General features: G+C 34.4%; 12 protein-coding genes, 1 pseudogene and 1 riboswitch. Of the genes and pseudogenes, 5 read left to right on the top strand and 8 right to left on the bottom strand.

Annotated elements, in window-relative coordinates; all coding sequences use genetic code 11:
* Nucleotides 1–23 precede the first annotated feature (23 nt).
* A complete protein-coding gene (locus NSQ08_RS00640; RefSeq protein ID WP_445686578.1) occupies nt 24–950 on the bottom strand; it encodes a methyl-accepting chemotaxis protein in 927 nt (308 codons plus the stop codon).
* Between the two features lie 15 nt (nt 951–965).
* A pseudogene (locus NSQ08_RS29840) lies at nt 966–1,151 on the bottom strand (HAMP domain-containing protein); the annotation flags it as partial.
* Between the two features lie 375 nt (nt 1,152–1,526).
* Here NSQ08_RS29840 and NSQ08_RS00635 point away from each other — a divergent pair.
* From NSQ08_RS00635 to NSQ08_RS00625, 3 genes are all read left to right on the top strand, one after another.
* Entirely contained in the window at nt 1,527–2,249 is a 723-nt protein-coding gene (locus tag NSQ08_RS00635) for an amino acid ABC transporter ATP-binding protein (protein WP_078185151.1), read from the top strand.
* A gap of 121 nt (nt 2,250–2,370) precedes the next feature.
* A complete protein-coding gene (locus NSQ08_RS00630; protein WP_002091263.1) occupies nt 2,371–3,165 on the top strand; it encodes an ABC transporter substrate-binding protein in 795 nt (264 codons plus the stop codon).
* A gap of 93 nt (nt 3,166–3,258) precedes the next feature.
* Entirely contained in the window at nt 3,259–3,951 is a 693-nt protein-coding gene (locus NSQ08_RS00625) for an amino acid ABC transporter permease (RefSeq protein WP_002113621.1), read from the top strand.
* 50 nt (nt 3,952–4,001) lie between these two features.
* Here the strand turns inward: NSQ08_RS00625 and NSQ08_RS00620 are convergent, their stop codons facing one another.
* On the bottom strand, nt 4,002–5,087 hold the full coding sequence (locus NSQ08_RS00620) for a fatty acid desaturase family protein (RefSeq protein ID WP_002091268.1): 1,086 nt from the start codon (nt 5,085–5,087) through the stop codon (nt 4,002–4,004).
* 578 nt (nt 5,088–5,665) lie between these two features.
* Here NSQ08_RS00620 and NSQ08_RS00615 point away from each other — a divergent pair.
* Nucleotides 5,666–7,192: an FAD-dependent oxidoreductase gene (locus NSQ08_RS00615; RefSeq protein ID WP_340770315.1), complete on the top strand. Its 1,527-nt coding sequence runs from the start codon at nt 5,666–5,668 to the stop codon at nt 7,190–7,192.
* Nucleotides 7,193–7,290: 98 nt separating this feature from the next.
* Here NSQ08_RS00615 and NSQ08_RS00610 read toward each other — a convergent pair whose 3' ends face one another.
* Both NSQ08_RS00610 and NSQ08_RS00605 read right to left on the bottom strand, forming a co-directional pair.
* A complete protein-coding gene (locus tag NSQ08_RS00610; protein ID WP_002191799.1) occupies nt 7,291–8,073 on the bottom strand; it encodes a nucleotidyltransferase domain-containing protein in 783 nt (260 codons plus the stop codon).
* 113 nt (nt 8,074–8,186) lie between these two features.
* Complete coding sequence (locus NSQ08_RS00605) at nt 8,187–9,296, bottom strand: PRK06851 family protein (RefSeq protein WP_340770308.1); 1,110 nt, start codon at nt 9,294–9,296, stop codon at nt 8,187–8,189.
* A 149-nt stretch (nt 9,297–9,445) separates the two neighbouring features.
* Nucleotides 9,446–9,558, top strand: a riboswitch (SAM riboswitch).
* A gap of 85 nt (nt 9,559–9,643) precedes the next feature.
* On the opposite strand from NSQ08_RS00605, the gene NSQ08_RS00600 reads away from it, so the two are divergent.
* A complete protein-coding gene (locus NSQ08_RS00600) occupies nt 9,644–10,276 on the top strand; it encodes a cyclase family protein (RefSeq protein ID WP_002091277.1) in 633 nt (210 codons plus the stop codon).
* A gap of 25 nt (nt 10,277–10,301) precedes the next feature.
* Here NSQ08_RS00600 and NSQ08_RS00595 read toward each other — a convergent pair whose 3' ends face one another.
* The 3 genes from NSQ08_RS00595 to NSQ08_RS00585 all read right to left on the bottom strand — a co-directional run bounded on the left by NSQ08_RS00595 (nt 10,302) and on the right by NSQ08_RS00585 (nt 13,550).
* Nucleotides 10,302–10,685 carry a hypothetical protein gene (locus tag NSQ08_RS00595; protein ID WP_033708170.1) on the bottom strand — a complete coding sequence of 128 codons (384 nt, stop codon included), beginning with the start codon at nt 10,683–10,685 and terminating at the stop codon, nt 10,302–10,304.
* A 229-nt stretch (nt 10,686–10,914) separates the two neighbouring features.
* The gene (locus NSQ08_RS00590) at nt 10,915–12,141 is read right to left on the bottom strand and encodes an ATP-binding protein (RefSeq protein WP_044444297.1); all 1,227 of its coding nucleotides are present in this window, start codon (nt 12,139–12,141) and stop codon (nt 10,915–10,917) included.
* Between the two features lie 143 nt (nt 12,142–12,284).
* The gene (locus NSQ08_RS00585) at nt 12,285–13,550 is read right to left on the bottom strand and encodes an S-adenosylmethionine decarboxylase related protein (RefSeq protein WP_340770294.1); all 1,266 of its coding nucleotides are present in this window, start codon (nt 13,548–13,550) and stop codon (nt 12,285–12,287) included.
* Nucleotides 13,551–13,703: the final 153 nt, after the last annotated feature.

Genomic DNA, 13,703 nt, shown 5'->3' with positions numbered 1-13,703 from the left:
GAACAGAATTCTGTTCTTCCTTTTTACATTGAAAATCGTTCAATGGTTTGTTTCAAGTCCGCTGCTTGCTTCTCTAAATCCTTTAATAATTGATCGATTACTACCATATTTTTAGATTGTTGCAACGTCACACGTGCCACTTCTTGTGAACCAGCTGATGTTTCCTCAGCAATTGCTGCTACAGCCTTCGTCTGTGCTCCTGTTTGATGAATGTGACTCACTTGTTCGTTCATATAGCTACTAATTTGCTTAGTTGCATCGGCAACTTCCATAATACTCGATGACATTTCTTTTAAAATTAATTCAGTAGCTTCTCCTCGTTTTGCCTCTTCTTTAGCTGTTTTCACTTGCTCCGTCATTTTCAATGCGACTTGTTGCACTTCCTCTTGCATATTTCGTAATAACTGCGATATATTTCTTGCAGAATGATCGCTTTCATCAGCAAGTTTACGTACTTCTTCAGCTACAACTGCAAAGCCCCTTCCATGCTCTCCAGCACGAGCTGCCTCAATAGAAGCATTTAATGCTAATAAATTCGTTTGACTAGCAATCTCACTCACAACAGAAACAATATGTTCTACTTGTTTCATTCGTTCTTCTAACTTCTGTACATTTTGCATCGAAGCTTCATTCTCTTTTGCCAATGTTTGAATGCCTTGAATTAAAGAAGTAAAGACACGTGTACTTTGTCCTAAAGCTTGAACCATTTCTAAAGACAATTCGTCGGACTTTTTTGCTTTTTCTTCTACTTCACTCGCAATAGAGGTTGTTGTATCGACAGTTGAAACAATCGCCTGAATGGAAGCTGCTGATTGCTCGGCGCCAGAAGAAATCTCTGCAAGAGTTTCAGACACACCGCGTGCTTGCTTTGTCGCTTCCCCTGTTTGTCTTCTAATTTGCTGAACTTGATTATTTGTATACGAAAATGTAGTATCAATATTTTTCACCATACCTCTTAAGTTCTCGAGCATCATATTAAATGCAACACTTAAAGATTTAATCTCATCATCTACTTTTGGCAACGGGACATCTTCACGAATATCACCATCAGCCGCTTTCCTTGCTGCTTCTTCCAACTTTCGAAGTGGTTTAATTAAAAATATTGCTGCCCCATACGCTAAAATTCCAGACCATACTACACCTAATAACATAACGATAATATTATAAACAGTTTGACTTACATAACTTTGAAAATAATCATATATAACGTAAATAAAAAATAAACTTGTTGAATATGTAATTAAAGCTAAAACTGTAGTGAATAGCATAAGTTGTGTACGTAAGCCAAAGGAAAATGTCTTCCTTTCTTTTTCCATCTCTTCTTTCCCCCTTCTTATAAGCAATATAAGTGCTACCTATATATTATTATCCATATTTTCGTCATACAAAGATATAGAGATTTTAAAAATCATAATTCCCTTGAATATCAAATTCCGTCAAAAAAATAAAGGATTCTGACAATTTGTGACTAATAACAGAAATAAGGGGAAACATTTGTAAAATATATTTTTGACTGGGGGTTTTGTATGATTCAGGTTCGAAATCTAGTAAAATCATTCGGCTCGCTTGATGTTTTAAAAGGAATTGATTTAGAAATAACAGAAAAAGAAGTTGTTGTTTTAATTGGTGCCAGTGGTTCCGGTAAAAGTACATTACTTCGCTGTCTTAACTTTTTAGAAATGTACGATGAAGGTGAAATTCACTTACAAGGTGAACGAATTGATCCGAAGCATTCAAATTTAAACAAAGTCCGTGAAAATGTCGGTATGGTTTTTCAACACTTTAACCTCTTTCCTCATATGACCTCACTAGAAAACATCATAGAAGCACCTATTCACGTAAAAAAATTGGAGACAGCAGACGCGAAGGATGTTGGGAATCAACTCCTACAAAAAGTCGGCCTACAAGATAAGGCGGATGTAACTCCTCACCTCCTGTCAGGTGGTCAAAAACAACGCGTTGCGATTGCACGAGCTCTTGCTATGAATCCTAAAATTATGCTATTTGATGAACCTACCTCAGCCTTAGACCCTGAACTTGTTGGAGAAGTATTGCAAGTTATGAAAGAACTTGCTGAAGAAGGAATGACCATGATTATTGTTACTCATGAAATGAATTTCGCAAGAGATGTAGCTGATCGCGTCATATTTATGGATGACGGAAAGATTGTAGAGGACGCTCCGCCAGCACAATTCTTTTCAGCTCCATCACATGAACGAGCAAAACAATTTTTACGCAACGTTTTATAATATAACTTCTGTTTCAAATGAAAAGAAATACATCCATACGGTGCACAACTAATTGTCCAAATAAAATATCTCAGTAACATACTTAAAACCATCCGTATGATCAATATATAGGAGGGGTTTTATGAAAAGAAAACTATTAACCATTGTTGCGAGTATTACATTATGTACATCCTTCATACTAGGAGCCTGTAGTAAGGAAAGTGCTACTACTTCTTCAAATGGTGAAAAAGAATTTCGTTATGCGATGAGTGGCTTATATAAACCTTTTAACTATAAAGAAAATGACGGAAAGCTTGCCGGTTTTGATGTGGAAATTGGTGAGGCACTTGCGAAAAAAATGAATATGAAACCCACTCCTATTACAAATCCATGGGAAACGCTAATTCAAGGTCTACAATCGAAAAAATATGATGCTATATTGGGCAGTATGGCAATTACAGAAGAACGCTTAAAAGCTGTTAGTTTCTCCAATCCTTATTATCGCTCTGGTGCTCAAATTTTTGTGGCTAAAAAGAATACATCTATCTCTTCTCCAGAAGATTTGAAAGGTAAGAAAATTGGTGTTGTAAAAGCTAGTACCTTTAAAGACCTTGTTGCAAAACATACAGATCAAATCACAGAATATGATAGCGATATTACTGCACTTATGGACTTAGAGCCTGGACGTATTGATGCAGTAATCACTGATCAAATGGTCGGTTTACGTATGATCAAAGAAGGTAAATCAAATATAAAAGAAGCTGGAAAACCATTAAATCTTGATGAAATGGGAATTGCTATTCGTAAAGATGATAAAGAAATGGTTGAGAAAGTAAATAAAGCTTTAGATGAAATCATTAAAGATGGTACGTATGAAAAAATCAGTAAAAAATGGTTTGGGCGTAATATTCTTGGAGACGAGGCAAAAACAAAGTAAGTTAGCCATTTAGAGATTTCATAAATCATGCCCCACTTTGTATGTGGGGCACTTCATTCACTACTAAAATCCATACAATATGAGGTGACACATATGTTTGAAATTTTTATCTCTACCTATCCCACACTCTTAAAGGCTACTATTGTCACATTACAATTAACATTAACATCCCTATTACTCGGTTCACTAATTGGATTACTAGTCGCTTTCTTTCGAATCTCTAACAATAAGGTTTTAAATAGTATTGCTCATGTATACATCGCCATTATTCGTGGTACACCTTTAATTGTTCAAATCGCGATTCTCTATTTTGGGATTACATCCGTTGTTGTTTTTACCCCTTTTTGGGCAGGAGCAATTGCTTTAGCAATTCATAACGGTGCATATATTACTGAAATTTTCCGCGGATCCATTCAGTCCGTTGACCGTGGACAATTGGAAGCTGCTCGCTCTTTAGGGATGCCTTACCCTTTAGCGATGCGCCGGATTATATTACCACAAGCATTTCGTCTGTCTCTTCCCCCTCTAGGGAACCAATTTATTATTGGATTAAAAGATTCTTCACTTGTCGCTTATGTAGGAATGTCCGAATTATGGGGATCCGGTTTATCAATTGCCGCAGGTAACTTCCAGCAATTAGATACATATATCATTGTTGGTGTATACTATCTCGCACTAGTTCTTCTATTTACTTATCTTGTTAGTCTTCTAGAAAAACGACTACAACGAAAAGAAAATAACTCTGTCCAGGTCAAGACGAAGAACAAGAAAGAAGTCTCTTTATAACAAAAAGCAAGCTCTAAGAGAGCTTGCTTTTTCATCGTAAAATATGTCTATTATTGATTTACTTTTTTTATAGTCTCTTTTTCCTCTATATGTTCCTCACGATATGAAATATTATGAGGATCCAATCCATTTCCTAAAGAACCATAGAAATGCTCCCTATGCGGATCAACCAATTCACTTCCGTGATAATACACACGTGGTGTATTCCAAAGTGCTGCCAAAGCTTTTGTCATCGGCATTTCGTGATAGCGTTCCGGCCACATTTCTTTAATTTTATCTTTTACTAATGGATAGTATTTAGAACTCATAGCAGGAAACAGATGATGTTCTGTATGGTATGAGAAATTGAAATGTAAAACGTCTACCCAGCGCGGTACTGTTACTGATAAACAGTTTGCTAAAGGATCATTTACTGGAACAATAGGATTTAAGCGGTGATTTGTTGCGATATACGCCATTACAATAAAGTTAGCAATTAACAACGGAATCACGTATGCAAAGAACCACTTTGTAGGTCCCATAATAAACAATAAACTAATCCAAACTGTCCAGGGCAAAAGAAGTTGAAGCCATACAGATTTTTGATTGGATGACTTAAATTCTTTTATAAAATGAAAGAACATTCGAGTCGAATGTAACGTAAATTGAATTGTTAGTGACAGGAAACTAAAGAATGAACGTACATGAAGAGGCATGCGATATACCCAACTCAAAAACTTACTCTTTTTCAGTTTCTCAAATGTCGGCCATGCATCTGGATCATTCTCTTCATGCTGTGTGTGAACATGATGCGTTGCATTATGCCACTTTCTCCAAAGTTTTGGGCCAGTTGATAATGGCATAAATGCTATCGCACCTAAAAAATCACGAAGCCATGCCTTTCTTACAACTGTTCCATGTAAAATTTCATGTCCTAAAAATCCAAGTGAAGCAAAACATAATCCAAGAACAATTGCAATTCCTAGATTTGCCCACACATTCAATTCAAATACACCGATCGTTATTAAACCAGCCAATGCCACAAGTAAATAAGCCAGTCCACCAAATAATCGATTAGGAACTGGTTTAAATGCTTTTTTCGGCAAATGTGGTGCTACACGTGCTGCATACCACCCAAACGTATGAAGCTCCTTCATCCTTTTGCCCCTTTCTTATGCCGCGCCCCGCGCAACTTGCATATATCAATTCTTGCTTCCAGATTGATTTTACTACGTGATCCAAAAAGCATTTATCATAAGGAAAATATACTCACTCTATCGTCACTTAATTTTCGCTTTTATTATCAATGAAAAACATTTCTCTTTTTACTCTCTATCAACCTTTCCACATGATGAATCATAACAATAGAATTTCTATATTGTCAACAACTTTTATGACCTAGTAATAAAAGTTGGTTATATTTTTATAATTATACTTTATTTCACTAAAGAAAAAGCATAGATTTCATAAGGCTTTATCAGGTATATATACATATCCACTTAAACAATATAGACTCTATCTTATTCAAGAACTATCTATGTAATCAACAAATGGAATCACTTGAATTTAGCTTTATATAAATCCTACTTCTTCATACTGCCCCAATAAAATAATTATATTAAAATATTTTTTCTTTCGTTTAGTAAAAATAAAACGCTACGAAAACAACATACATGAATTCCATATAATATGGAAATATTAAAAGGAAAATTGTTCTAATTTGGAGGTTTTCAAAATGACAGATGACACATTTCCGCAGTTACCATCATCCTATTGGATTGAATCTACTCAATTACCTACTTTTCCTCATTTATCCGAAAATATAAAGACAGAAGTTGCTGTTATCGGAGCTGGTATTACAGGCATTACCACCGCCTATTTACTCGCTAAAGAAGGAATGAAAGTCGTTTTAATTGATTCTGGTTCTGTTTTAAATGGAACAACTGGGCACACAACCGCAAAAGTAACAGCTCAACATGATCTTATTTATGATGAATTAATAAACAATTTTGGTGTTGAAAAAGCCAGGCTTTACTACGAATCAAATAGTAAAGCTCTACAATTCATAAGCGAGACTGTACAAACATATAAAATCGACTGTAATTTCACAAATGAAGATTCGTATTTATATACAACTACCAATAATGGCCTGCGAAATTTAACGAAAGAATATGAAGCCTATCAAAAATTAAATATTCCTTGTGACTATGTTCAATCCCTGTCGATTCCTATTCCCGTACAATCTGCACTTGTGATGAAAAATCAAGCGCAATTCCATCCCCTCCTTTATTTAAAAACAATTTTAGAAAAGTTTGTGGAAATGGGCGGAAAAGTTTATGAGCAAACAACAGCCATTGATGTGGAAAAAGGAGATTATCCACAAGTTATTACAAAGGGTGACCATCGCATCACTTGTAAATATATTGTCTCTTGTTCACATTTTCCTTTTTATGATGCTAATAGCTTTTTCTTTACGCGAATGTACGCAGAACGCTCCTATGCCCTCGCAATAAAAGCAAAAACGGATTATCCAGGGGGCATGTATTTAAGTATCGATGATCCAAAACGCTCCATACGTTATACGACAAGCAATGGAGAAAAGTTGATATTTATTGGCGGAGAGAGCCATAAAACAGGCCAAGGAATTAATACGATGCTTCATTATGATGCACTATATTCCTTTGCTGAATCTACTTTTGGAGTAGATGAAATTCCTTATAGATGGTCAGCGCAAGATTTAATCACGCTAGATAAACTCCCTTATATCGGACATATTAACGAAAGGAATCCAAATATATTTGTGGCAACTGGATATCGTAAATGGGGAATGACGACTGGAACTGCAGCAGCTCATTTACTGAAGGACTCCATTCTAAAAGTCCACAGTCCATATAAAGAACTGTTTGCACCATCACGCTTTCATGCAAACCCGGATATAAAAACTTTCCTCTCTCAAAACATTGATGTTGCTAAACACTTAATTGAAGGAAAAATTGAAACCGCATTACGTAAGCCAGAAAATCTTGAAGTTGGCGAGGGTTCTGTTGTACATGTCAACGGTAAACGAGCAGGTGCTTATAAAGATAAAGAAGGAAAATTACATATCGTCGATACAACTTGCACACACCTCGGCTGTGAAGTTGAATGGAATAGCGGTGATTGTACTTGGGATTGCCCTTGTCACGGTTCCCGTTTTTCAATTGATGGGGATGTTATGGAAGGTCCAGCAGATCAACCATTAAAGCGAGTTGATAACGAATAATTACAGATTCAGCGTGAGTTTTCATTTACTCCCTTTTGTAAGAATAATCGTAACTAGCACCGTTTTCTTTATTCCTAAAACACAAAAAGAGCACAAACTCACTTGTGCTCTTTTTCATATACTTCAAACAACATATTTCGAAATAATGTATTCAAACTCTCAATATCAATCCCTAATCCCTTTTCAATCCCTTTCACGTATTGCTCATAATAATCAATTTGTTCTTCTAAAAATTGATTTAACACCTCAATTTTCAATCCAACATCTAATTCCGTACCTGCTTTTTTCTTTATTAACAACTTTTCAATTTCATCTAATACACTAGGCTCTACTGATAGTTCCATAATTAACCGGTCAAATTCTACTGGGGGCAATGTCCCTTTCTCTTCTAACCATTTACAAGCTAAAATAGGACGTAATACGTAAAAGTACTTTTTCAACTTTACATTTTCACCTTGTAAAAATTCACGATAGTTTTTTGAAGCCATATGTAAGTAATGATATATCGTTGATTTCGGATTAAAATCCTTTTCACTCATTTGCTGAAGCTGTTCTGGAAGGTTCGAGTTTTTCGAATAAAAAATCGGCGATCGAATCCATTCGAGTAACGCTGGATTTGACTTTGCAAACAGTTGCAATGCCTTTTTAATATCCCAACCACTTATGTCTAAATCATCACTAATTGGATATTCGATTACATCACGCTTATCATGAATTGATAAATACCATTCTACTGGATGTATATAAACAAACCTAACATCATAATCGCTATCTTTCGATGGGAATCCCCAAGCACGACTCCCTGATTCCACTGCAAATAAAATTTTCACATCATTCTCTTTTTCAATTCGTTCTAGTTCTAATTCAATTTTCTCTCTCATTTCATACCATCTCCATTTTTTGATTATTTCCCTGGTAATTCGACAAATATACGACTAATTTTACTATATACCAAAACAGCTGTCAGAAAATTTCTGACAGCTCAATAAAGCACCTATTTTTTCTTTTCCATTACAGTAGCAGTAATTCGTTCAAACTCTTTTTGAATTTCCTCTTTATATGCATCCACTTTTGAAAAATCCATAGCAGCAATATAAATTCGTTCTAATTTATCACGAACTGATTTTGCTTTTGCTAAGAAAGACATTGCCTCATTCATTTTTGCTTTATATTGAATGGAAACGTCACGAATTTCTGTAGCATACTTCTCATCCGTCCCTGGTTTAACAATAAGAGTATACATATCTATAATCTCATCACCTTCGCGACTTGGAAAATATTCATGTGGTGCGGTACTATCAAAAATTGCAAATCCTAATTCTCTTACGATAACCATATCAAGACTATTCGGGTCAAATCCGCAATGATATACTTCAACGTCAAAACCTTTTTCTTCTGCTGCCTTCGATAACTTTTTAAGCATTGTTGATTTTCCAGAACCCGGGCGTCCTTTTATAAAATAACGATGTGGTAATCCTTCTGTTAAATTAGGAACAAAATCAACTGCTCCTTTCGGTGTAGCAGCTCCTAAAAAACGATGTTTCACAATCGATTGTTTTCCCTTTTTATCTGCAAATAATTTCTGAATTAGCTGTTCTGTTAGTTCATTTGCTTTATTAAAATCAATGTTATTAATATATATTTTCTCCCACTCATCATGTATAACTAACGCCTCTTTAAAACATCCGTAAGCAGATTTGAAAGCCTTGCCCGCTTCTAATACAAACCGTTCAATTTCTAACTTCTGCTTTCTTAATTTATCTGAGTCCCAAGCAACTCCTAAATTTATATACTCTTCAATAACTCCTGGCATTTTCGGCTCAATAACATGCGGTGATGTTCCATCAACAATTCCTACTTTTAATTTCGGAATAATCACTCCATCAACTGACTTATTATCAGAAGAACAATGCAAAAGTTCAATATCATATCCTTTTTCAACCCATTCACGACCTATTGCCTTAATTAAAGAAGATTTTCCCGTTCCTGGACCACCCTTTAAAATAAACAACCTATCTAGCCCTTTTAAATTCTCTTCGTATAAATTATGAAATCCTCTAGCTGTATTGCCACCAGCATAATAATTTAATACATTCCCTGTCACTGCACTCACTCCTTCGCAACAGTCTACTTACATAAGCTACAATATGCGAGCAACTTTATTTGGGTGAACACCTAATTTGTATTGCACGAAAAAAGGAAATGAATTACAATTTAAATATCACAAATATTCCGAATTTAAAACCGAATAAACCTTTATCAAGAGAGGCAGAGGGACCGGTCCTTTGAAGCCCAGCAACCTCAGTTTATGCAAACTGAATAGGTGCTAATTCCTGCAAAATGCATTGCATTTTGGAAGATAAAACTCAACTAGTATGTAAAGCTCATCTTTCTTGATTATGAAGGATGGGCTTTTTATTATTTGAAAAAAATATATTGGAGGTATGTAAAATGAAAGTAATTGATCTATCACAAACGTTTGAAAATAATATGTCTCAATTTCCTGGAACACCAAAAATCCAACTAGAAGCCATTACAAGCGTTGAAGAAACAGGTTATCAAGTTACGAATTTTCATTCTGTCGTTCATGTTGGTACGCATTGTGATGCGCCTGCTCATTTCATTTCAGGCGCAACCACTATTGATCAATTACCCCTAAATCAATTTGTAGGCGAAGCTGTTCTTATCGATGTGACTCATGTTCAAGAGCGAAAATTACCTAAGGAAGTATTACATACTGTCGACATAAAAGAAGGCGATATTGTCATTTTCCATTCCAATCTATCTAATAAATGGAATACCGAAGCTTATGAGAAAGAAGCGTTTTATCTTTCCGAAGAATTAGCTGAAGAACTAGTTCAATTAAAAGTAAAATCTGTCGGTTTAGATTTTATTTCTCCTGATGAGGTAACGACAGAAACATCACCGATTCATCACATACTGTTAGGAAATAATATTTACTTAATTGAAAACTTAACAAACTTAGATGCCATTAAAGCGAAACGATTCTTTTTCTCAGCAGCACCTTTAAAAATTAAAAATAGTGACGGTGCTTTCGCAAGGGCATTCGCTGTTATTTTTTAAACATGTTCTACAAAAAAAGCAAAGATCACTTTTGACCTTTGCTTTTATATTTTTTATTTAAGTTAAAAAAGAATTGCTCCACCCTTGGGCGTATCCAAGCTAAATAATCTTTATCTTTCTTCTTTGTACAAGCTATCTCTTCTCCATCTACCATTTCGACAAGTTCTAGCTCTAACAGTTGCCTCGTAAATGCTACCATATTTACTTCTTCTGCTGGATATTCTTCTTTTAATTTCTCCTCAATTTCTCCCAATAAAAAACCGTCACGCATCATTGCTAGTGCATCAATCCAAAGTGGCGGCATTTCATATGTCTCTCCTGTAATCGTATCTTTTACAATATAGTTCTTTTGCTCTTTTCGAAATTGAATCGTGTGTAAACATACAGTCGAATTTAATGTTAATTCCATCATACCACCCCTTTCATCATATCCGCATAGAAAAAAGGATGCGCGTGCACCCCTTCTTTTCTTTTCATAACACTACTGAACCGTTACATGAGCTAAAAGCTCTATGTCGATATTTTCCTCCATTATAAACGAAGTTTTTTATAAAAAAAACCCTTCTTGAAACATTTTATAAAATGTTTATATTTACACAACAAGAACACTTTTCTGAAAAGTAATTTCGTCTAATGCACTACACTGTTGGTAAATAAATTTCCACTTTCGTTCCTATCCCCATACTACTTTCAATCGCGATACTCCCTTGATGTTCTTCAATAATTTTATATGTAATCATTAATCCAAGACCTGTACCATTCTCTTTTGTTGTATAAAAAGCTTTTCCGATCTTTTCTATTTTCTCATTTTCTATCCCAAGACCTTGATCTTCAACAGAAATACACAAGTTCTCTCCAGCTTTTTCATATGCCAGAATCTGAATATTCCCGCCTCCTGGCATCGATTCAATTCCATTTTTGATGATGTTTAACAACACTTGTTTTAATTGCTTATCATCACCATTTATAACGGGTAAATTTCCATCTACTTGCAAATTAAATTTCACTTTATATTGAGTTGCATAGCTTTCCATTAACTGTACAACATATAAAAGGATTTCCCCTATATTACACCATTCATAATTTGTTGGTTTCGGTTTTCCTAATAACATCAATTCACTAACAAACCCATTAATTCTCTCAATTTCTTGCAGCATAATCTCATAGCTCATCGTATCTTCAGGATTTCTTTCTTTTTGAATTTGTGTAAATCCTTTTAAAGCTGTTAATGGATTTCGAATTTCATGAGCGATTGTTGTAGACATAGTCCCAATAACCGCTAAATTTTCTGTCTCTTTCATACTGTTCATCATCTCAACAACTGTCCTTACATAAGATTGAAATCTCTTTAATAAAGAATGCGAAATGATGAAAAAGAATATACATAATACAAGCGGAATCACAACTTTTACATCTTGTAATATCAAAGTAAAAAATACATATTTTCCAATTACACTACAGGAAACGAAATAAAAATATTTTCTGTTCACGAAAATCGGTGCAAATAGAATTAAAAATATTTCAACCATATTTCCATTTTCAAAAACACGATCACTGTGTAAATAAATCATTAAGTTATTAATAAGATCAATAAGCATATACCCAATTAAAAATAAGTATTTCACAAAATATACATAACCTTGTTTTTGAAGATATATTGAAATAGGAAATAAAGATATTACTAATATATATACACCTATTCCCATACCACCTTCTGGCCACCCTACCCTTGCTTCATTAATATTCATAGCGGGATAAACAAAATAATAGATAACGTCATATAAAAAGAATATAATATAGAATAATAATATAAATACTTTTAAAGCTTCTCTTTCTTCATAAATCAAGCTCTTGTATTTGTTCATATAAAAACTCCTCTTGATCAATACAAAAAAACATTTCAAGTGTTATCTCTTTAAATTATAATTATGAAATTGCTTTCAGGGCAACATGTAACCTTCTAATACTAAAAGGAAGGAGATACAGCTCCTTCCTTTTCAGTTACAATTTATATCCATCTTACCCTATCATTTAGCAATCCATCTGTAAAATTATTATGTCCTACTACAAAATCCTTCATATATAAATTTAAATATTCCCCATACTTACTTTCAGTATTTAATAATAATTCTTCTACATAATAAGCGCCTTGTCCAAAAGTATCTAACAGTAAACTACATAAGCCAGCATAAATTCCACACCCTACTTGGAAGTACGTCGCATTTGTTTTATATTTTTGAAAAACTTGGCTACTATTCATTACATTATACATGTATGTCTCATTATGTTCATAAACGAGCAACACACCGACTAAATCTTCTCCTATAATATCATCTTCTGCTGGATTAAATACTTTACGATTCCAATTCCATAAATCTTCCACTTCATCTAAGTTCTGTCTAATTAAGTTTGTTGTATACTCATTGATCCGATAAAGAAAACCCACTTCCATATTAAAAGATTTCCCTAAAATTAAAACTTCTTCATGTGGCATTAAGCAACCATAAAATTCTTTTTCACCTAACTTTACTTTATACTCTGAAGCATATACATCCTCATAAAAGTAAAGTGGACGATGATGACTCATATACATAGGATAACTCCATATCGCTTCATCCAGAAAACGCTCAACTGCCCACGATGCATAAAGTGTATGAGGTTTTATAAGCTCTTTATCATTCAAAAATGAAGTATCATGTTCTACAATATAGCATGCTCGCGGCTTTTCATTTGGACGTTCTTTCATAAGCTCAACAACCATCCATTGAACAACACCAGGATTCATACCTGAGCCTATAATCGCTCTTGTATTTGTAAATGTTTCTTTCTCCTTCTCAAACCTCGTATACCTTTCCGTAAGCTGAAAACCAAGTAAACTATCGTCTTGATCTACTGCCTCATTTTCCAAAGCCGAATTAATATAACAAATGCCAAGGTCATTACAACAACTCAGTACCCTAATTGTATCTGCACCTGAAACATCAATAACAACCTTCGTTCTTTTTTCCTTTAAATGATGTTTAAATTTGACTACATCTTGAAGGTTTATTTCATATAAAAAAAATTGCTCTTTCAAATTTGGAAACAACTCATCATAATAACTTTTATCTTTTTGTTTTATATCCACCAAATGGAAGTTCACATTCTTTATCACTTCATAAATTGGATCTTTTTCATTTACTACCGCTTGATTCAAAATTGCTAACACTGCTTTTGCTGCTCCACCAGCACTGCCAAGTAATGTAATCGAAAACGAATCTGGAAACTGCTCCACAAACAAAACCCCTTTAATAAAGTAGTTGAGCAGCACTTCCTCAAAAGTGAGTTGAATACACAAAAAGGTAGCTCGTACACCTTTAGTACAAGATTGCCCCTTCAAAGATCACACTAACATACCTATATGATATTCAATTCATTTCCCCCTCAT

It is taken from the genome of Bacillus sp. FSL E2-8887 (assembly GCF_038007205.1).
Classification (GTDB): Bacteria; Bacillota; Bacilli; order Bacillales; family Bacillaceae_G; genus Bacillus_A; species Bacillus_A mycoides.
The sequence above is the reverse complement of the archived record's forward strand: the minus strand, read 5'-3'. Positions and strand labels throughout refer to the sequence as shown.